At 40.3% G+C, this 21,453-nt stretch carries 15 protein-coding genes; all 15 read right to left on the bottom strand.

All coding sequences use genetic code 11. The features are described from left to right. Nucleotides 1–4: 4 nt before the first annotated feature. A complete protein-coding gene (locus ACP8HI_RS06630; RefSeq protein WP_438350328.1) occupies nt 5–1,240 on the bottom strand; it encodes an ABC transporter permease in 1,236 nt (411 codons plus the stop codon). Then, nucleotides 1,237–1,992, bottom strand: coding sequence for an ABC transporter ATP-binding protein (locus ACP8HI_RS06625; protein WP_438351728.1), 756 nt, complete (start codon nt 1,990–1,992; stop codon nt 1,237–1,239). Before ACP8HI_RS06625 ends, ACP8HI_RS06630 begins: the two co-directional genes overlap by 4 nt. A gap of 88 nt (nt 1,993–2,080) precedes the next feature. Beyond that, nucleotides 2,081–3,799 carry an alkaline phosphatase gene (locus ACP8HI_RS06620; protein ID WP_438350327.1) on the bottom strand — a complete coding sequence of 573 codons (1,719 nt, stop codon included), beginning with the start codon at nt 3,797–3,799 and terminating at the stop codon, nt 2,081–2,083. 213 nt (nt 3,800–4,012) lie between these two features. Beyond that, nucleotides 4,013–4,900 (bottom strand): glycoside hydrolase family 43 protein, encoded by an 888-nt coding sequence (locus ACP8HI_RS06615; protein WP_438350326.1) that lies wholly within the window; start codon nt 4,898–4,900, stop codon nt 4,013–4,015. Nucleotides 4,901–4,915: 15 nt separating this feature from the next. After that, a complete protein-coding gene (locus tag ACP8HI_RS06610) occupies nt 4,916–6,568 on the bottom strand; it encodes an MGH1-like glycoside hydrolase domain-containing protein (protein ID WP_438350325.1) in 1,653 nt (550 codons plus the stop codon). Nucleotides 6,569–6,658: 90 nt separating this feature from the next. Continuing rightward, on the bottom strand, nt 6,659–7,990 hold the full coding sequence (locus ACP8HI_RS06605; protein WP_438350324.1) for an ABC transporter substrate-binding protein: 1,332 nt from the start codon (nt 7,988–7,990) through the stop codon (nt 6,659–6,661). Nucleotides 7,991–8,112: 122 nt separating this feature from the next. Further along, nucleotides 8,113–8,949 (bottom strand): carbohydrate ABC transporter permease, encoded by an 837-nt coding sequence (locus ACP8HI_RS06600; RefSeq protein ID WP_438350323.1) that lies wholly within the window; start codon nt 8,947–8,949, stop codon nt 8,113–8,115. Nucleotides 8,950–8,952: 3 nt separating this feature from the next. Then, nucleotides 8,953–9,867, bottom strand: a complete 915-nt coding sequence (locus ACP8HI_RS06595; RefSeq protein WP_438350322.1) for a carbohydrate ABC transporter permease — start codon at nt 9,865–9,867, stop codon at nt 8,953–8,955. A gap of 82 nt (nt 9,868–9,949) precedes the next feature. Continuing rightward, nucleotides 9,950–11,551, bottom strand: a complete 1,602-nt coding sequence (locus ACP8HI_RS06590) for a response regulator transcription factor (protein ID WP_438350321.1) — start codon at nt 11,549–11,551, stop codon at nt 9,950–9,952. Then, complete coding sequence (locus ACP8HI_RS06585; protein ID WP_438350320.1) at nt 11,544–13,307, bottom strand: sensor histidine kinase; 1,764 nt, start codon at nt 13,305–13,307, stop codon at nt 11,544–11,546. The genes ACP8HI_RS06590 and ACP8HI_RS06585 overlap by 8 nt, the downstream gene beginning before the upstream one ends. A 197-nt stretch (nt 13,308–13,504) precedes the next feature. Next, the gene (locus ACP8HI_RS06580) at nt 13,505–15,352 is read right to left on the bottom strand and encodes a DUF2264 domain-containing protein (protein WP_438350319.1); all 1,848 of its coding nucleotides are present in this window, start codon (nt 15,350–15,352) and stop codon (nt 13,505–13,507) included. Between the two features lie 23 nt (nt 15,353–15,375). Next, nucleotides 15,376–16,539 carry a glycoside hydrolase family 88 protein gene (locus tag ACP8HI_RS06575; protein WP_438350318.1) on the bottom strand — a complete coding sequence of 388 codons (1,164 nt, stop codon included), beginning with the start codon at nt 16,537–16,539 and terminating at the stop codon, nt 15,376–15,378. 11 nt (nt 16,540–16,550) lie between these two features. Next, nucleotides 16,551–18,152 (bottom strand): response regulator transcription factor, encoded by a 1,602-nt coding sequence (locus ACP8HI_RS06570; RefSeq protein ID WP_438350317.1) that lies wholly within the window; start codon nt 18,150–18,152, stop codon nt 16,551–16,553. Then, on the bottom strand, nt 18,145–19,956 hold the full coding sequence (locus tag ACP8HI_RS06565; RefSeq protein WP_438350316.1) for a sensor histidine kinase: 1,812 nt from the start codon (nt 19,954–19,956) through the stop codon (nt 18,145–18,147). The genes ACP8HI_RS06570 and ACP8HI_RS06565 overlap by 8 nt, the downstream gene beginning before the upstream one ends. A gap of 74 nt (nt 19,957–20,030) precedes the next feature. Next, entirely contained in the window at nt 20,031–21,428 is a 1,398-nt protein-coding gene (locus ACP8HI_RS06560; RefSeq protein WP_438350315.1) for an ABC transporter substrate-binding protein, read from the bottom strand. Nucleotides 21,429–21,453: the final 25 nt, after the last annotated feature.

Genomic DNA, 21,453 nt, shown 5'->3' with positions numbered 1-21,453 from the left:
CCCCCTACGCTTTAAACAATGTGAGTGGATTCATACGATATGTCTTATAAGCAGGTCCAATAGAAGCCATTAAACCGATAATCAGGGTTCCTAACACAATGTATATATGGCTTGTTGTCCACATTAGCGGATTTATTTGAATTCCTCCATAAGCAAATAGTGCATCCTTCAGCACAAATCCACCCACATGTCCAAGAATCAATCCTATAACTAACCCTGTTGCGGTCAAGAGTAATCCTTCACCAATGAGAGTCATCCAGACATAACTCTTTGATTTCCCTAATAGCCTTAACAAGCCAACATCCTTCGTCCGTTCATTCACAGCCGCAACTAGCGATAGTAAGACGGATATAGCAGCTAGTACAATGCAAAGACCTGTCACTACATTTAGAATCTGTGCCCCACTATCCACTAAATTCACAACATCTGCTACAGCCTTACTCGTGTAGACGGCTTGAACTTTGGCGAATTTATCTAGCTCTTGTTTAAGAGATTGTGCGCCGAGAAGCGATTTAGGTTTTACGAGAATAGCCGTTATTTCTTTGGCATCTTCCGCCGTTTCATGAACGGCCCAAGCATAATCTACGGTAGTAAATACCGCACGATCATCTGGCGTATTTAATGAAGGGAGAATACCAACTACGGTGTATCTAAGATTAGCGTGACTATCATGCTCCTCTTCATGCTCTATTCCATCGTGCTCTCCATCATGTTCTTCATCCACATGATGGACTTCCTGATCAATCAGACCATGCGCTCCAGCAAATGTTTCTCCTAATTCAAGTCCAAGAGTTCTCGCCACATAAGATCCAATAACAACTTCCCCAGTCTGCTTGTATAGTCCGCCTTCATGAAGTTGTTGATCACCGTAGCGTGTTAGGAAGTACTCAGCATCGATTCCGACGATAGGATACCCATTGTAATTATCGCCCGTAGTCATGGGATAAGCCTTTTCTACTTGTGAATCATTCTTTACGATCTGAAGAACAGATTCGGGAATATTACCTGTAGGTATTCCCACGTGATAGAACGTATTTAACACCAATTGCGTTTGACTACCGTCTGCACCGATAACCACGTCAAATGGTCCATACCCCTTCTTCGCACCCTGCTCTACACTTTCTTTAGAAAGACTAAGAAGCACGATAAACGCAATCGTTATAGCGATAGAACAAACTGTGAGCAAGGATAGAAATTTGCGGTGAACGATATTCCGAATCAGTAGACGGAATAAACTCATTGTGTGACTTCCTCCTTTATTTGATAGATGGTCGAACCGCTGTCGCACTCGGTTTGATCATCTATCATATATAAAGGATCTTCATTCTTTCGCATAGGAGAGTGAACAACATTTAGCTCATGAATATGCTGACATCGAGGGAACCGATTAGCCATGTTTAAATCATGTGTTACAACGATTAATGTATGCTTGTCACTAGCACACAGATCCATCAATAAAGCTGTGATCTCATCCGCTGTTTCCCAGTCCAAGCTACCGGTAGGCTCGTCAGCTAGCACAAGTAATGGCTCATTGATTAATGCCCTAACCATCGCAACTCGTTGCTGTTGACCCCTGGACAGTTGGGATGGAAGATGATTCATTCGATCTTGTAACCCTACCTTTTCAAACCAATCATCAAGCAATGCATGCGATTCCTTCTTCGATTTCTTAACGGACATAATGATCTCCACATTCTGCCTCGCAGACAAGGATGGTATTAGGTGGAAATCTTGCAAAATGTACCCCATTCTTCTCCCCCTGAACTCATCTCTTGCAGATTCCTTTAATAGATGTAAAGGTTGATGATCTACGATTAATTCTCCTTCATCCACACTCAGAATCCCACTGATTAAGTGCAACAATGTGCTTTTTCCCGAGCCACTCGGGCCGATCAATGCTACTTTCTCTCCCTTCGTAACACTCCAATGAGGGATGTTCAGAATGGGTATATTCTGACCGGCTACTTTGAATTGTTTCTTAATGCCATTCATTGTAAGCAATTTATCGCCGCCCCTCGCAAAAAAATAAGAGAAACAGGAGAATGAAATCCCCCTGTTCCTTCTCTTCAACTCACGTTATTTATTTCAATAAAAGCCGTTCGGATAAGGTGTCCCACTTCATATCCTTTCCAGTAAGTTGATTAAAAGCTGTGAGCGGAAGATAAAGAGTATTATTATCGACATCAACCGTATAAATTTTAGTTTTTCCATTGAATTGGATTGCATTTGTTTTCAAATTAATATCCATTGTATTCTTTTTGGAGACGATCTTAACCACTCCATTACCAGATGTGTATGTGCCTCCAAGTGCCTCAACTAACGCCTTCGCCGGATAGAGCACTTCTTTCTCACGACTCACTTTAAACTTAGGGTACAAGTATTTCGATTGCAGTTCAGCTGTTGCCTTTTTCAAATCAACACCAATGATATTGGCACTTGCTAATGCAATCTGTGTATTGTCAATTTGACCTTTCACTTGGTCAGCAATCGGACCGTAAGCCCAGACTCCCACATCAACTGCCGAATGTCCGTGCCCTGACCAGCCAACCAGTAGCCGTTTGGAGACGACAGCATTGTAAGCTCCCTCACGTTTGTACGAAGAACCGTCCCCATCCATAATAATTTGTGCTTCTTCATCTGAAAGATCGGTTATCCAGGTATTCCCGGATACAATGGTTTTGATTTCTGCGATAGATTGGGCAGCTTCTAATTTACTAGCAATGCTCTCTGAGGAATGCTTCTGTTTATCCCACAAGTCGATATTCACTTCATAGATGTTGTCACGAGACAATGACAAGCCACCTGTTTCATGATCGGCTGTTACAACTACGGATGTATTCCCGTCTTTCTTAGCGAAATCAATAGCAACTTTGAACGCTGCATCGAAATCAAGTGTCTCCTGAATCATCGTCGGCAGATCATTTGCATGACCCGCATGATCGATTCGTCCACCCTCAATCATGACGGCGAACCCCTCCTTATTGGTTGACAAAATTTCAATTGCTTTAGATGTCATCGCTGCTAAGCTAGGAGTATCTTGCGTGCGGTCTGGGACATAATCAACATGCGAACTTCCGAATAATCCAAGTACTTTCGAGTTCTTCGCAGTTAATGCGTTCAAATCTGCCGCCTTTTGGACTACCTTGTAGCCTTTAGCTTGAAAATCAGGAATGATATTCTTATCTGTACGTTTGCCCTTTTCATCTTTGGTTACAAAGAAAGATTGGCCTCCACCTAGCAATACGTCTATTCCACTTGTTAAGTATTGTGAAGCAATAGCGGATTCATTATCCCGACTGCGAACATGTGTAGCGTATACTGCTGGAGTAGCATGGGTAATACGGGCGGTTGTTACTAGTCCAGTAGACTTTCCACTTAATTCGGCAGCTTCAAGTACAGATGCGAATGGTTTGGCTACATCTTCGTTAGATACACTGATTGCCGCATTGTAAGTTTTGTTACCCGTTGCGAATGCAGTTCCAGCAGAAGCCGAGTCCGTAACAATCCCCGAAACAATAACTCCGCCATCTTCTCCTCTGTCAGCAAATGTAGTTGCTTGACCCACATAGTAAGGATCTATATTCAAACTTTTTTTACCAGCCTCATGTTGTTGATAATATCGTGTTGCAGCCACTTGTGCAGGTCCCATACCATCTCCAATCAGTACGATTAGATTCTTGGAGGTGGAACTTTTGGCTGCACTAACTGAAGATTTCTGATTCTCCATGACGATAGTACCTGTAGCAACGATCGAAAGTGCTAATCCACCCACTGCAAGACGTTTGAATATCTTATTCATTCATTAATCCCCTCTCAAGCTATGTTTCTGATAGATTATCAAAGCATGTCGTTCTTGATTTGATAATCTGTCATCTAAGACAATCTTAATAGTAAAATATGTTCGAAATATCAAATGAACTGATGAATTTGATTAAATATAAAAAAAAACCAACCTTATATGGTCAGTTTCAATTGAAAACATTTATTAGCGCTTTGGCGACTCGCTTTTGTTTCATCTTATTGGAGAATTCTCCAATCCTTTAATTTCCAAGAAAATAGGACGCTCATCAGGTGTATTATTCGGTGTATGCAATGCTAATAGAAGCTTTCCTTCAAAAGTACGGAATACCATTCCGTGACCACCATCATTTCGATATAGGGCTTCATTAGCTTGTACCCACGGTCCCTTTATTTCACCCGTAACAGATTCCGCAAGGCCAAGCGCATACGTGTTATCGATAAAGCTCGCCCATAGCATACGTAGTTGCCCTTTGTTAGTACGGAATACATAAGGACCATCGGTAACATAGTTTTTAGTATCCGGATAACGTGGTGAAATATATGGTGTCGTCCATGCGGCCTCAGAAGCTGTAAACAAAAGAATGGGTTCTCCTAAAGTAGAGTACAAATCTTCACTTAACCGAACCGCACATACTTCTCCATCGCCCACTTGCTGCCATTCATGACAGAAAATCATCCAAGGAATCCCCTGCTCGTCTACATGTAAAGAACCATCTAAAGAACTCCATTCTTTCGGTGTGACAGGTCCATCACTATGTAGAGTGAACGGCCCAAGCAACTGATCACTTACTAATATAGCAGTACCTAGCAAGTTATTATCTCTTCTGCGAAAAGTTGCAAACATATAGTACTTATCCTTGTAAGCATAAACTTCTGGAGCCCAAAAGTTATTGTCTGCGAAGAAGTTTTCACCAGGACGAAATACAGGATATGGTCCCTCCCAGTTACTTAAATCGGTACTTACGTAAGCATCAAAGCCAGTACCTTTTCCCCAAATATTAGCGTCTGTACTTCCGTACATATAATATTTGCCTTCTTCCTCTCTTGGTACGATAAAAGGATCACGAATTTGAATATCTTTTATAGTGAGTAGACTCATAAGTAACTCCCCTCCTTATTCATAGGTTGGATGAACAATACCAATATCTCGAACAGTCACAAGCTGACCATCCCTATAATCAAGCTGCTCATTACCCTTCACTGTAAATGAAATCTCAAGTCCATCAAATTTCAACTCACCACTAATCGGTTGAAGAGTCATCCCAATGATGCTCAGCAATTGACCATTACGGTCGGTAACCACTCGAATTCCTGCTGGGAATACTAGCTTTAGCTCTCCATTACGATAAATTTGACATCCATCGCTTGTATTAACAAATTCAAAGGTTTGTTCATCTACCTTCCTACGATAAGCAAGATCACCTGTAATCTGCTCACCATGATCCACATCATATGGAAGTACACCTGTGAACCATAGTGTCTCATCTCTTGTCGGTAGAATACCTGATAGACGCTCAATATAATCTAATACAGCAAGAATGGCCGGAGAATAAACTTCAGTAAAGCCCTCCTCACCCGTCCACGGACTTAATGCTTGAGAGAATCTCGTCATTCTCGCCATTGCGGCCAAAATAGGGAACATGACCCATGTTAATTCAACATAGCGATGATGATGCTCAAACGCATGAGCAGTACGGATAATACTCAAGAAGTTACTTGGGCCTGCCCAGCTATTGTAGCTATTATGTGAATCGTATCTCGGATCATCTAATGCAATAGACGGATATGGATATTTAGCAAAGAATTTTCTTGTATTCAATAAATATTTACTTAGCATTTCCTCGAAAAATTTTGAATTCCCAACTTCGCAAGCCATCACTCGCAAGAGTACATCAGATTGTACGCGCACAAATTGATCATTTCGATCACGGTCATAGAAGAAATAATCTTCCTCGTCAAAGCAATACTGGAATAGGCTCTTTAAGCTTTGCTGTGCTTTCTCGTCCCACTGACTTCCATCTTCCCCTAACTCCTCAGCCATTTTTGCTATGTAAAGTCGCTGACAATATACATTTGCCGTTAAATCTGGTGCCAGGAAAGGAAGGATTGGTGAATTGGGATTACATTGCGTTGGATCATTTAGATGCGGAGTATCTGCAACATGCCAGAAGCGTGGAGACAAATCATGCCCTGTATCAAAAGCGCTAAACGCTTCTACACAGCCTGTTTCTCTCGTATTTCTATATTGCACTAACCAATCATCGTATTTAATCATTGCATCGTACATCGTTCGTAGAAATAGTTTGTTCTTACCATGCAGCTGATAGTGATTCCACACACAGCGAGCAAGTGGAGTCACTAGCTGAATTTGACGATACGAGGGCCCGTCCTTTGTAATTTTATAAGGGAGCATTCCATCTTCTCGTTGATATTTCGCAAAGGATAAATAAGTTTCCTCAGACACAGAAGGCAGAAAGCGTGATAATAGCTCCGCATTAATTGTACCTGTACTTTCAAGCCAACATCCGAAATAGATTCCACCTTCATGCAAAATAGGCTCTTTATCCAATGTTGGTACAATACAATCTAATAGCTTACGAATCGCTTGGTAATAGACGAGTTCAAGCTTATCGCTTTCTGCAACGAAAGAAACATTGAATGCTCCCCATTTCTTCATAACATCATGATCCGAATCTTTTCCAAGCTCTCCTATTTGACTTTCTACAGATAATGACCGTAGCCTTTCTAATAAAGCACTCTTTTGCATTTGTCCTATTCTCCTTTATCTCTACTCTTAATAGGTAATAAAGCAGGCTGCCGTCCGGTAGCCTGCTTTATAAGGATATGAACGATCTAATTATTCACTCACATTACTAGAGAAAATTTTAATTGTTCCTTCATAGAAATCTTTAACCGCTTGTTCAACTGTCTTGCGGCCAAAACCAATTTCTTGAATGGTTGTTTTTCCAAGCTTGGTGAATTCAGCAGATCCTGGAGGGTTATAGCTTACTCCGAAAGGTTCTGTTTTCGTTGCTTCTGATACACGGCTAGTATATTCGTATACGATTTTATCTACATCATTAGCAGCCGCTACTAGTACATCACGATTTTTGCTTGTAACGGGTACACCACGATTATTACGAAGAATTTGCGCTGCTTCACTATCATTTATAAAGAAATTAATAAACATTGCTACTTCCTCTGGGTGTTCCGTTTTAGAAAAACCAGATAAGCCTTGGCTTGATTCAAATATAACACCCGTTCCTTTGTCACCGCGCGGTAGTTGTACCATCGATAATTTGTCAGTCGTTAGACTTTGTAACGCAGATAACTGATTAGAAGCAAGTAGATTCATTGCCACTTGGCTAGTAACCATTAGTGATTTACTAATATCGTCTCCAGGGTTAGAAACGGCTAGTTCAGGTGTCACTACACCGCCATTTGCTGCAGTATCCGCCCAGTACTGAAACCATTTCAAAGCGGTCGCTTCATCAAATCCAAGTGTTTCTTTTTCCATATCATATATTTGCTTTCCATTTTGTTTGAAGAATATATCTAATCCTTCAAATGTAAAATCATAAGTACCAAATGCATTAGGACCTAGCTTATCGCTAATTTCTTTACTAATTCGTGCATAGTCTTCCCAGTTCCAACCATCCTGGGGAATAGCAATACCCGCTGTTTCGAACATTGTTTCGTTAATCACGATACCCCGAGCATTCGCTCCAGAAGAGATGTGAAGCAATTCGCCGTTGATCGTGCCATATTCAATCATTGCGTCATCCATATCTGATAAATCTAGCTGATTTCCAACATATGCATCTAATGGAAGCAACACATCTTTAATCGCGTAGTCTACTACGTTACCACCAAGGAAGAAGATATCTGGCGCCGTTCCTGATGCTAGCTGAGTATTAATTTTATCCCAGTAACCTGAAGATGGAGCGAATTCGCCAACAATAGTAATGTTTGGGTATTTGGCTTCAAATAACTCGACAACCTGGTTCGTTATATCGGCACGTTCCTGATCTCCCCACCACATAAGCCTAAGTTCCACTTTCTTTTCAGTTGAAGTGTCTTTCCCTGGTGAAGTATTCGTATTTCCGCTACTGGTATTACTATTACTAGAACATGCTGCAGTAAAAATCATTAATGCTGACATCAATACGATTAGCCATCCTTTTTTCATTTCGATCTCCCCTTATTTACGTTATGAAAATGCTTACATAGGTAATGGTAACGTTTATTCCCAAAAAATTAATTTCATTATTTCGGGTCTTTAGACATGTTTTTTTCAGGACCACTCATTTCTCACTTAAATCCTGTTGTCGCAATTCCCTCAAGGAAGTACTTCTGGAATATAAGGAAGATCGCTGTAATTGGCACTAATGACAATGCTGACATGGCTAGCAATGCTCCCCAATCCGAAGATCCAGATGGGTCAAATAATGAACGGATCGCTAACTGAACAGTGAACAAATCAATTTTGCTAATGTAAATCATTTGACTAAAGAAATCATCCCATGTCCAGATGAAAGTGAAAATAGCTGTTGTAATAAGCGCAGGTAAAAGTAAAGGAATCATGATTTTAGCATAAATTTGTTTTTGACTACATCCATCAATTGTTGCACTCTCATCTAATTCACTAGGAATGCCACGAATGAACTGTACCATCAATAAAATAAAGAACGAATCTGTTGCTAGCCACTTAGGAACAATAAGGGGTAAGTAAGTATTGAGCCAATTCAATTCACTGAAAACGATATACTGGGGAATTAATGTTACATGGTAAGGCAACATAATCGTTACAAGCATCATAGCAAACCAAAGTTTACTAAATTTAAATTTTAATCGAGCAAAAGCAAAGGCTGCCAGTGAACATGTAATTATGTTACCCAGCACACTCATAATAGAAATAAACGCGGAGTTTAGAAAGAATCTACTAAAAGATATACCTTGAAATCCTTTCCAACCTTTGATGTAATTATCCAATGTAAACTCACTTGGCCATAATCCTGGTTGAGAGAAAATGAATTGATTCGGTTTAAAGGAACTACTGATTAACCAAAGAACAGGATAAAGCATCAGAACGCCTAATCCGATAACAAATATATGTCGAATCCAATGAGTTGAAGTTGTCTTAGTCAATGATTATTTCCCTCCCTTATCGTCGCCGTAGAATACCCAATATCTCGATGTGGCAAAGACGACCGCTGTTAAAGCACCGATCATAATAACCATAACCCAGGCTAGTGCGGATGCATAACCCATATCAAAGAAAGAGAATCCTTTCAAATAAAGGTAAAGCGTGTAGAACATCGTAGCATTAAGCGGACCACCACGCCCATCACCAATAACAAATGCTGGTGTAAATGCTTGGAAGGAATTAATTAAACCCATAATGAGATTAAAGAAAATAACAGGTGACAATAAAGGAAGTGTCATTGTGAAAAACTGACGAACCTTACTCGCTCCATCAATAGAAGAAGCTTCATAAATTTCAGCAGGTACCTGCTTTAATCCAGCTAGAAAGATAACCATTGCTGAACCAAACTGCCATACTGATAAAGTGATTATCGTATATATAATATAATCAGGATGAGCTATCCAAGAAGGACCGGTAATACCGAATAGCGATAGAAAACCATTAACAATCCCATTACCATCAAAGATTTGACGCCATACGATAGCAATGGCAATACTACCTCCAAGTAGCGAAGGAAGATAATAGACTGTTCGATAAATGCCTAGACCTCGCATTCCTTTGTTCAAGGCCATGGCTACTAACAAAGCAAAAATCAGCTTGAATGGAACAGATAGAAAGACATATTTGAAGGTTAACCACAAGGAGCTCGTAAAGGTCGGGTCATTGGTAAAGATTTCAACATAGTTGTCAAGACCGATCCATTTGGGGGAATTGAAAAGATTATATTTCGTTAAAGAGAAATATAATGATGCTATCATTGGACCTACCGTTAAACAGATAAAACCAATGAACCATGGTAACAAGAACAAATATGCTGTTCTATTCTGTTCTCGTGCTATATTTCCGCGTGAAAAGCGCATGAATAACAATCCTCCCTAATCTACATAGTCGAAAGCATAACTCTTGACTTAATAGTAGAGAGAATTGCTATTAACTTGAATTCTATTTTTTCGGGGAAGTGCTATCATTTTTTCTAGGTAATCTTTGCCGATAATCGGTAGGTGAGATTCCAAAAACCTTTTTAAACTTAGAACTGAAATAGCTGGGGTTAGAAAATCCCGTTAATTCAGCGATATCCCATAGTCCCAAATTTGATTCCTCCAATAGCTTACAAGCATGTTTCATTCTAACCTCAGTAATATATTGGACATATGTCTTTCCTACCTTACTTTTAAATAACTCAGAGAAGTACGAGGGATTGTAATTATACTTTTCGGCCAACATTGGTAAAGTGATTTCATACATATAATTATCATCTATGAAGCTCTGAGCCTTTTTAATAACAGATTGCTCATCTGTCACTTCAGCATTCACTACATGTTGATGAATGTGATTAGCGATTTCCATCAGGAATACATTCGCCTTTTCAATGGTGTCCAGACTTAACGCGAATTCAGGTCTAAGCCATATTTGTTGGGCGCTACTTAGTGATGCATTCGTTTCATGAGCGATACCTTCAATCACAAGAAACAACTGAAAAATTGACTTCACAAAGCTACTTTTAGATTGCCTATATGCTTCTTGTAATTGAATCTCAATAATGTCCTTAAAGGAGGACATTTCACCCCGAAGATGCATTCGTTTCAATGCTTGTATATCACTGCCCTGCAAGTTCAATTGTCCTTCTTCTAGCTTAATCTCACTATTTTGGACATGACTTACTTCCATATTCCAGGATAGAAGCGCACCCATATAACCTTCATTCCACTCGCTGTAGCCACAAACTGGTAAACTGCTTCCAATAACAAGCTCAAATCGCAGTTTAGAACTTACTATTTCTCTCAACTTATCTGTTAATGCAACCTTATTCATCTCATTATCTAATGAAATAATATGGAGTAAATTGGGATAGTTATTATCTTTAAACAGAATACTTGATTCCGTTGTTAATTCAATGATTTCTCTGCAAATCAATTCAAACGGAAACTGATATAGCTGTGGTACTCGGTCAATACCAGTCTCATCGTTAATAGATTGCCTCAAACCAAGCGTTAGAAAACTAACGGACTGATGTTCCCAGTTGTTCATATGAAAGAGCTCTGCTCGATTTTGAATATTGAAATTAGTTTCCCCTTTAGCTATACGCAGTACAAAATTTTCACACATCTCCATAAGAAACATGGACAGCTTCCATTCAGTAGCTGTCGTTTTTTTATATTTTTCACGTTCATTATCTAGCTCAAGCTTCACTCGTTGTAGAACTTCCGTTAATTCCTCAGACATGATAGGCTTCAATAAATAATCACGCGCATTTCCACGAACAGCAGCTCTGGCATATTCAAAATCATCGTATCCAGTCAATACGATCACCTTAATACCTGGATATTGCTCCTTACAATAATCAAGAAAAGCAGATCCATTCATTACAGGCATGTTCATATCTGTCAGTACAATATCTACAGCATGATTCTCCAAAAATTCTAATGCCGCCACTCCATTACCTGCTTCTCCAACAATTTGTAGCCCTATGGAATCCCATTCCACCTTTAATTTCAAACCATTTATGATCTCTTGTTCATCATCTACAATTAGCACTCTAAACATTATTCTCTCTCTCCTTAACCGGTAAAATCAACTTTATTCTTACACCACCGAGTTCACTTTTATCTATCTCATACTGGAATAGCTCTCCATAATAAAGTTTACAACGAACAAGTACATTACCTAGTCCTATCTGATTCGTAACACCCGTCAGTAATTGATTAGATTCAGCAATGTCAAAATATGCTGTAACCTTATCTAGCTGCTCTTGTGCAATACCAGGACCATTATCGTCAATAACGATGACTAGTATCTCTTCTGATCTGGTAATGTGAAGATTGACTCTAGCAATCTCCTGGGTCTGGAAGCTATATTTGACTGCATTTTCTAATAACGGCTGGATAATAAACTTCGTAATCATTACGCCATCTAGTTCCCCTTGTTTGCTTACTGCAATTTCAGCACGATCCTTATAACGAAGATTAATAATAGCGAAATAGTGCTCCACATACTTCAACTCATCCGTCAATAATACAAGATCATTACTAATCTTCAATGAATAACGCATCATTTGCCCTAATGAATGTATAATTCTTTCGGTGTCCCTTCCCCTATTTTGTAGAGCAAGACTACTAATTAACTCCAAAGTATTGAACAAAAAATGTGGATTAATCTGCATTAATAAAGCTTTATATTCAGCCTGCTGTCGCAGTAACTTTAATTCAAATTCATTTTTAATATGTTGTCTTAATTGTCCCACCATTTTACGGAAAATTTCCGATACAAACCCCATTTCCGTTCGAATGACTGACTCTGGTTGAATACGGAGTTCAGCTTGATTAAATTCTCCCCGCTGTACGTGTCGCATAGCAGCCACAAGAGAAGTTAACGGTTTTGATATACTATGAGATAGTACAATAGCGACAATGACTGATAGTACAAGCAGGAATGAAGCAATAATAATAATGCTTTTACGAAGACTAAAAAGCTCTGCATATAAATCATTTTCTGATACTATTCCTATTAATACCCACTTCGTCTTCGGTAATTTTTTATATACTAATATCTCTTTTGCGCTACCTTTACTATCTAAATAAATCGTCCCTTGAGTCTGACCGTTAGCAATGATGTTCTGTACATGATTAGCTAATTCTATATCATCTGGAAATTCCGACTGTGTTAACAATGGTGTTCCATACCGATCTAGCAAAAAAATCGTTCCATCCTGACCTAGATGAATACGATTTAAAGGCTCTAAAAAATAACTTTCATTAACATTCACCTTTAGTAAGCTTTTGGCAAGTTTCGGTTGAAAAGTGTCTATAGGCATAACCATACCAATTACTGCATGATTATTATTTTTCATTACTTCAACTGCATCCACATGCGCACTAGACCAATAAAAACTTTGATCTTTAAAGTTTTTATACCATGTCTTACTAGTAATAAGATCGTTCTTTCCTATTAAGTTTTCACCGTTTATCCATAAATTATGATCTCGATATATGGTTACACTCGACACGCTAGAGTAGCTATTCGTCGTTTTGGTTAAGTAATCACCTAATTCCAAATTGGAAAGCATCTTGTCTCCTTCTGTTGAAGAAGAATCAGATAAGACTTTATCCCAGTCATGAACGACATCACTATTAAATACAAGTGAGGCCAAATCATAAACTTGCATTTGCACCATTTCAATATACGCACCGTACTCCACCATTTTTTCTAAAGCAGAAGATTCAATATAGGAACGAATAATTGTGCGTGATTCATTAAATAAAAATAATGCAATTGTAGTGAATGATACAAATATTAATATCACAAACGAAGTAATTAATTTATTCCTTAATGAATATACTATAATATAGCCCCTCTCTTTTATAAGTCACTATTTTTCACCAAATAATTGAGAGCGCTTCCACGCTATCGTGGAATAACTTTATATCTCACAATACGGATTATCGTTGATTACTCGTGGTCTGTTTATTGATAGTGTAATACCAAGACTATACATGGTTTCTAGCAAGATATCACCTTTCCACTAAGTGTCGTTACAAGTATCTTATTCATTTCAATTTGCACATTCAATATTTCACTGGGGTTATCTAACCTATGATCTTCCGTTCCCCTTCCTCCTGGTTCACCGTATACCGCCGAAATTAGCCAGTGTGTACCCGGAGCTATGCTCGTCTTCAACGTTGGAATAACAGTACGTGGTTGCAGTATATTCGTATTCGCTTGCGGAAAAATAAGTTCCGCCACATCATAACCACGTAAACCTACAATCCCGCTGCTCCCTAGATAACATGATGCAGTAATACCGACTCTATCGTCGTCGTCATTCACCTGAAGGTCAAGCTCATTCCCTAACGCAAACCCGCCCTCAGCAACATCTAGACTTCTTTGTGTGCATACTTGATGAATACGAATATGCCAAGGGAGACCAGCCACAATCCAGGTCTGTATCTCTACGTCTCTCCATGGTTTCCACCTTGAATATAATACATTGTCATCGATCTGAGATTCCTCATTCATCCTTCTGACTCTATACAAATTATCTCCTTCGCTTAGAGCGAGCATTGAATCGAACGCACCTTGCCCAAGTCCCCATTCTGACCTAGGAACACTAAAACCGAATGCATTGGAGTAAGCAAATTTCTCATACTTGGCCGAGGTATGAGTATGTTCATTGGTGCTAAGATGACCACTGTTAAAAGCTGTAATATGATCCGTCTCCTCTTGCCGACAAATAACAAGATGAGCAGGCGACTGCACGGATAAAGCACTCAACTTCGGTAATGGCAGCTCATCCGTATGCCAGAATGGATGATCATCAGGAAGTGCTAATGGTAGAAACGTCTTCAGTGCCCAATAAGGTGATCCTGGTGAATTATAATTCTCCGCCATGATGATGTTAGGATATGTATAACCGATCGTAAGCAGTCCAACATCACAGAATATAGGTTGCTTAAACCACCATCGTAAATTTCTTAGAATAAGCCCCTTTAATACGCCTAGAGGAATTGCATCTACTTCTGCGTACACCATGGCACTCCAGAATGCCGAATGAGCGAATCGATATGCCAAGCTTCTACCATAAGGAACTGCCGAACCATCCGCTGCAAACCATTGAATGAAGTCCTCGGCGAATACTACCGCTCTTTGCTTATATCTAGCCGACCGCTCAGAATCTTCATCTATCATCAGTCGTGAATACAACAACCCATAAAAGTGAAAGGCAAAGGGAACGTAATAGTCGCTATGTCCACCGATCCCATCGCTATACCAACCTTCAGTTAAATAGAAATCATCTATCCGAGCCAGATTCGTATTAACCTGTTCACTATCGTAAGGAAGTCCCACTTTACGAAACCCTATATTAACTAGTACATGGAAGAACAACCAGTTACAGTCATAACAAGGATGGCTATTGATCTGGTTCAGCCATTCATATAAATTAGATTTCTCCCGCTCATTAAAGGGGTCCCAGATTCTGTTCGGAATCAGCGCGAAGGCATAACCGAACACAGCCATCTCCACAAGCCGTTGATCATAGTCGCTCACAGCCCCCCAGTACTCTACATGCTCAGGATTCGTACCGTTACGAATCCCTTCAAGGCATGTCTCCCAAAGCTCGTTATCCCCTCCACCTGCTAGCAACGGAACCATTCCCCATAACACTCTGGAGAAACCCTCCATCTCTGTTACAAAGGGATGATTACCAGCTCCGGTTACTCCAAGTTTCAACCTAGAGCTCCCTTCGCTATAAAATGGCTTAAGAGGATCTACAATTTGTCGCAATACCTCCTGCAAATCCTCCTTACTTTGTAGTGGATTCTCGCTAATTATACCCCATTGATTGTTCATGATCAGACCCCCTTTCCATCGTTTTATTCCCAGTAAAATGGTCCTTTCTCTTTCAATCGTGCAAGTCCTTCGACATAGAAATAATCACCGTAAATTAGCGGAACATCAATGTTGGTTCCTTGAGGATAGTTGCTCGTTCCGTGAAGAATCAATCCTTCCTCATTCATATCATCCCAAGTGCCATAGTTCTCGTATAACGATTTCAGTATCCGAATGGCTGAATCCCGGTAGACCGCAGCTTCAACCTCATCCACTTTCTCAGCAAGCAACAACAATCCACTTGCTGCGCACGCCCCAGCAGATGAATCCCGATATTGACGTTCTTCCATAGGTGCTCGGAAATCCCAATGCGGCACATGATCCTGTGGCAGACGAGTCAAGAAGAAGTGAGATACACGCTTAGCGGCTTCGAGATAATCCGTCTTCCCCGTATGATGATAAGCTAATGTTAATCCGTATATTGCCCATGCTGATCCCCGAGACCAAGCGGATTCAGCTGCATAACCCTGACCACCAATTCCCTCGATGACCTCTCCTGTGTGTGGATCGAATCGCACAATATGATATACGGAGCCATCTGGACGGATGAAATGTTCCATGACCATATCCATATGAGCTTCTGCGATATGACGATAACGCGGATCACCGCTAATCTCCGAAGCCCAGAATAGTAAAGGCATATTCATAACACAATCAATGATGGCATATCCTGAATTGTCTTCACCTTCATACCATGGATTCCAGGCACGAATGAAACTACCTTTTATATTAAATCTTGCAGCAAGGAAATTAGCAGCTTTCAGTGCTCTAACCTTTGAATCTTCATTGCCTGATAGTTTATAGGAAGCAACACTCGTTAATGTCCACATAAATCCTAGATCATGATCCAGACGAACATAATCGTTCAATACAGAATCAAGACGTCCCTCACATGCCTCAGCGATTAATTTCAACGATTCATCTCCGCTGTCATTGTATAGAAGCCATAACATCCCTGGCCAGAACCCTGCTGTCCACCAATATGGCTCAGCCGAATCATACATTCCTCCTTGGCTCGCATGGGGAAACCCTGAGCCAATTCTCACACTGTTATGCTGAGTCTTCTTCAATGCTTTATGCCACGCTTCTTCTACCCATTCCTGCTTCATCATATCCATTTCCATTCTCTCCACCAACCAATCTATCATTTATTTAAGTCTTATCCCCGATACTCGACCGGTGTAACACCTGCATGAGTTTTAAATGTCTTGATGAAATAACTTTGGTTGTCATATCCCAACAGCTCGCATATTCCCCCAACCGTATAATTCGTCTGATCCAGTAGTTCTTTAGCCCGTTCCATCTTTAATCTTGTTACATATTCGATAAAGGTGATTCCAGATTCTTTCTTAAATAACCTACTGAAATAGCTTGCATTCAAATGGAGATGATCTGCTACTTCGTCCAAGCTAATTCTAACATTCAAGCGAAGGGAAACATATCTACAAGCTTCCATCACTTCTGCCCGTTTGCTAGTTCCGGGACCATTAACTGTCGCAACAAATTCCAAATGTTCACTTAACCATAGACGCAACTCTGATAATGTATCCATATCGACGATTTCCTTATGCAGTGAATCGGCAGAATATGAAGGCTTAATCGATTGCAACGAGTGGAGCTTTAACTTAAGATCGAGTAGCAACTTCAGCATCCAATCCTTGACATTCTCAGGAGCATACATCTCAGTCTGAATAAGGCTGACCCATTTCTCGGTTACTTCACGGGCTTTATCTGAATTCTTACCTAGAAACACTTCACGCAGTTCTGAACTAGCCTGATCATAATAGTCAAAAATGTTCTGCTGTAGTCCAGATACCGCTATAGCTTGTATCTTCGTGATTTCCCCAGGCTCTAAGTAGAAGCGCTGCTTCTCGCATCCTAACATGTCATTCAAGCTGATTTTCAGGCTTTCTGGGGTAGCACAACCGTGACCAGTAATGAAAGAAAACCGGATCTTAAGTACTTTCAGTAAAGTAGCTTGGATCGCCTCTAGATTTAGGAATACTTCATCATAAATGTTCGTTTTCAATGTTGGTTTATAAGTGAATAATAGGAACGATGTTTTAAAATTGTATTTAACATGTAGCACCCTCGTCTCTAAACTATTTAGAACTTCATTAATCACATTAATAACTGCAAAATTCAATGTTTGTTCTGACAAGAAACGATACTTGATCCGTCGATAATCTTCTAAATAAGTAATGACTGGCAAACAGAACTCACAATCCGCGAACAGCCCATATTCGGATGCTTCCTTCTTCCATTCTTGCGGCGAAAGTAGCGGCTGATGAATGAAATTTTTGATATATTGCTCTTTACGGAGTTCCCTCGTCTCACTATACAAATACTTCATTCGGGATTGCTCCCAGCCTGCTTGCGACACCTCATCTAATCCAGTTTTGAATCGGCGAAGTAATTGCACCAAGTCCTCCGGATTCAAGCTATCCTTTAAGAGATAGTCCTGCACATTCAACCTCATCGCTTGCTGAGCAAATTGAAATTCATTATGACATGAAAGTATAACAATCCGTATATCCGGTTTCACTTCTCTGATTCGGGTAATCAATTCTAACCCATTCATCTTCGGCATACCGATATCTGTGATTAGAATATCTGGCATTTCTTCCTGTGCCTGCTCCCATGCGCTTACACCATTCTCATGAGTTCCAATCAGATTAAGTTCCAATTCATCCCACTTGATTGTCTCGGATAGTAGCTCGATGACGGGATAATCATCATCTACTAACATGATTTTATACATCCCGTTCCCCTCCTCTTTGCGGAATCATCATCTCAATAACCGTTCCTACTCCACCTTTGCTTTGGATTGTTATTTCGAACTCTTGCCCGAATAGAATTCTCATACGTTCAACAACATTTTGGAGACCCATTCCAGAGAATGAACCCACAGCCTCTCCCTTGTTAAGAACCTCTGATTCAACAACTGTTAATTTATCGACAAGACGAGCTAATGCGATGGAGTCCATTCCCATTCCATTATCCTCAACGGTTAGAATCAGATTCTGTTGATCCATCGTTGCAGAAATACGGATCGTTCCTGCTTGCTGATTCAGCCCATGAATCATAGCATTCTCGACAATCGGTTGAAGGAAGAGACGGGGTACTTTGATCAAAAAAGCCTCAGGGGCAATATTTAGCTCAATCTTCACTTCTTCCTTCTGTCTCATATTCATTAGAGCCATATAATGTGTGACCAGATCGACCTCTTCATGTAGATGAATTTCATCTTCCTCACGGCTAATGGTCATTCTAAGAAGCATGGATAATGAACCTATCATCTGTGCACTCTCAGGGTCACCCCGTTTCATGACCTTCATCCGAATAGAATTAAGCACATTGAACAGAAAGTGAGGGTTAATTTGAGCCTGAAGCATTTTTAGCTCCGCTTTTCTTTTACGCGCTTGCGTATCTGAAACTTCTGTAATCATTTCTTGAACTACATTCAGCATCTGATCGAACATAATTCCAAGATGTCCGATCTCATCATTGCCGCGAACACCTGAGCGTAACTGCAAATTGCCCCTCTGCACCGCCGATGTAACCTTTCCTAATCGAACTAGTGGCTTCGTAAATGCTCTAACGAGCGCAATAAGCAATACTAGAAAAACTACGAATGAAGATATCTGAAAGATAAATACTCGGTTAAAAATCGAACTGATGTTTACAGTAGCTTCATTATAGGGTTGCAACAGCACAAGCGACCAACCAGCATATGAGATCTGCTGCTGTGATAATAGGTAGTTATTGTTGTTGACCTTAATCATCGATGATGACTCGTTAAGATTAGATTGGTCCAAATAAGTGAATTTAGTTCCAATCTCCTTATCATTCAGTTTCGAAACGATGACCCCAGCATCGTCTACCAGCTGGATCTCACTCCCCGCAGATAAACTACCCAGAATTGAACTAATCTGATCCTCCATTACTGTAACCACGACATATCCATAAATCTCGGAATTAGCAAGTCTCAGTGTCCGAGCAACGGAAACCTGATAGGGATGATCGAACTTATCGTATTTAAAAGAGGTCGGTTCAGCACCAATCCAATACGATTGTAAACCTGTCAATTCCTGGAGATGATTGAACCATGATTCGTTTACAATATCCACTGGGTTGTAATCGCTTACGGGATAATTCATGTAATATGAACCATTCGTCAGCAATACCGTTACGTAACTTTTCACACCACCAACAGTTAAGCTGTCCAGCTGCTCCAAGATCCGGTTCGCTTCCATAAATTTAGTGTAAGGACTTCCATCCATATGGCCTGATACTACCTGCTTAAAGTAAGTTGTCATTCCTGAGTTCACTTGGATATAGTTCACTGTCTTCAACATATTATCAAACAGGTTACTTACCGATTTATTTACAAGTTGCAGGGAATCCTCCGCATTAGCCAGAGCCTGCTGTTTCACAGCTTCTTGTGTTAAGGAATTGTAGATCAATAGTGTGAACACAGCGGGAACAACAATACAAGTAATAGAAGCTATAATTAGCTTATGACGAATAGATTTAGGAGCCCATCTTCTGATCCAATGAATCATTGTTATTCCGCCCCCCCTATACGAAAAAATGGGGGCGGGAACTCCGCCCCCATTGATGGGTCCATTATACCAAATTATTTTTTGTTAGCGTCAATAATTTGTTGCACACGTTCTTGAGAAGCTTTCACAGTGGCATCAATATCTTGATTCCCCAGAATTAGTTTCTCATATTCATCATTCACAGCTTTGAATACTTCATTTTGATAGGAGGATGGTGGAACGATTGCCGATGCTTTCGAAACAACCAATGTGTCTACCAATGTTTTCTTATCGACTTTCTCTGGGTTCTTAGTACCCGCTAGAATGGTATCGATGATACCTTCCACTTGCTCCGTCTTCACTTGGCTCCATGCTGGAATATTCTTACCTTGTACAATCTGTCCTTCCGTTGTATACCAACGAACGAATTTATAAGCTTCTTCTTTATGTTTGGATTTCGCACCGACTGCGACATAATCCGTTGTAACTGGCGTTAAGCCTGTTGGATCTCCCGGTTTATTCTTAGGGAAAGGAGCAACGGCTATATTAAAGTTAAGTGGAACCTTTTCCGTACCCCCAATTTCGGTATTCATCCAGCTTCCGATCGTGAGCATACTAGCAGATTCATTGAAGAATTGTGTCCGATAAGCTAACTTTTGCGAGATCATATCTGAATAAGGAACCGAAGATTGATCTTCCTTCTCCATTCTTACTCTTAATTCAAGTGTTTCTTTGAACAGGGGATTATCTAGATTAGATGAACCATCCGCTTTGAGATAATCTGCATCCTGAGGTTGGTTCTCCATTTTCAACTTTAAGAATTCCATCCAGCCACCTGCTTGTGGACCATGGAAGTAAGTACCGTACCGTTTCGCAGCTCCTTCTCCCTTGGTTAATGCTTTGGCATAGTCTGCATACTCATCCCATGTCCAATCGGTTGGAACGGCAAGCCCTACTTCGTCGAGATGATTCTTATTGAGCAATACATACCATGGATTGAATTTACCAGGGAGTGCATACACTTTTCCATCCAGACTAGTGTCTACTTTATATTCTTCCGCTTCTTTGTAGCCATCCTTAGCAATGAAATCATCCAAAGGTTCCGCCATACCTAGCGCTACACGTTGTGCATAACCCGCTGGGTCACTGAACATGAGCACATCTATAGCTGCACCAGATGCTGCCTCAAGATCCAGTTTCTTTAATGCTTCCTGTGTATCCCCTTTGTCACTAAGTTGTATGAGTTCAACCGTAACGCCTGGCGTTGCATCTTCATATGCTTTCAATGTATGCTTCCAATTGTAAGCTTCCTCTGTTCCATAAGTATACAAACGAAGATTTACTTTTTCCACACTTTCGCTTGGGGCTTTAGGTGTATTGGTAGCAGTACCTTTAGCTTCTTTGTTACCATTATTCGACCCACCACAGCCCGATAACAAACCAATCATTAGAACACCAGCGATTGCCCCTGTCAACACTTTTCTTTTCTTCATTCTATAACCCTCCCTGGTATGTTTA

It is taken from the genome of Paenibacillus sp. FA6 (genome assembly GCF_051550225.1).
GTDB lineage: Bacteria > Bacillota > Bacilli > Paenibacillales > Paenibacillaceae > Paenibacillus_AQ.
This window is presented reverse-complemented; position numbering and strand designations above follow the sequence as displayed.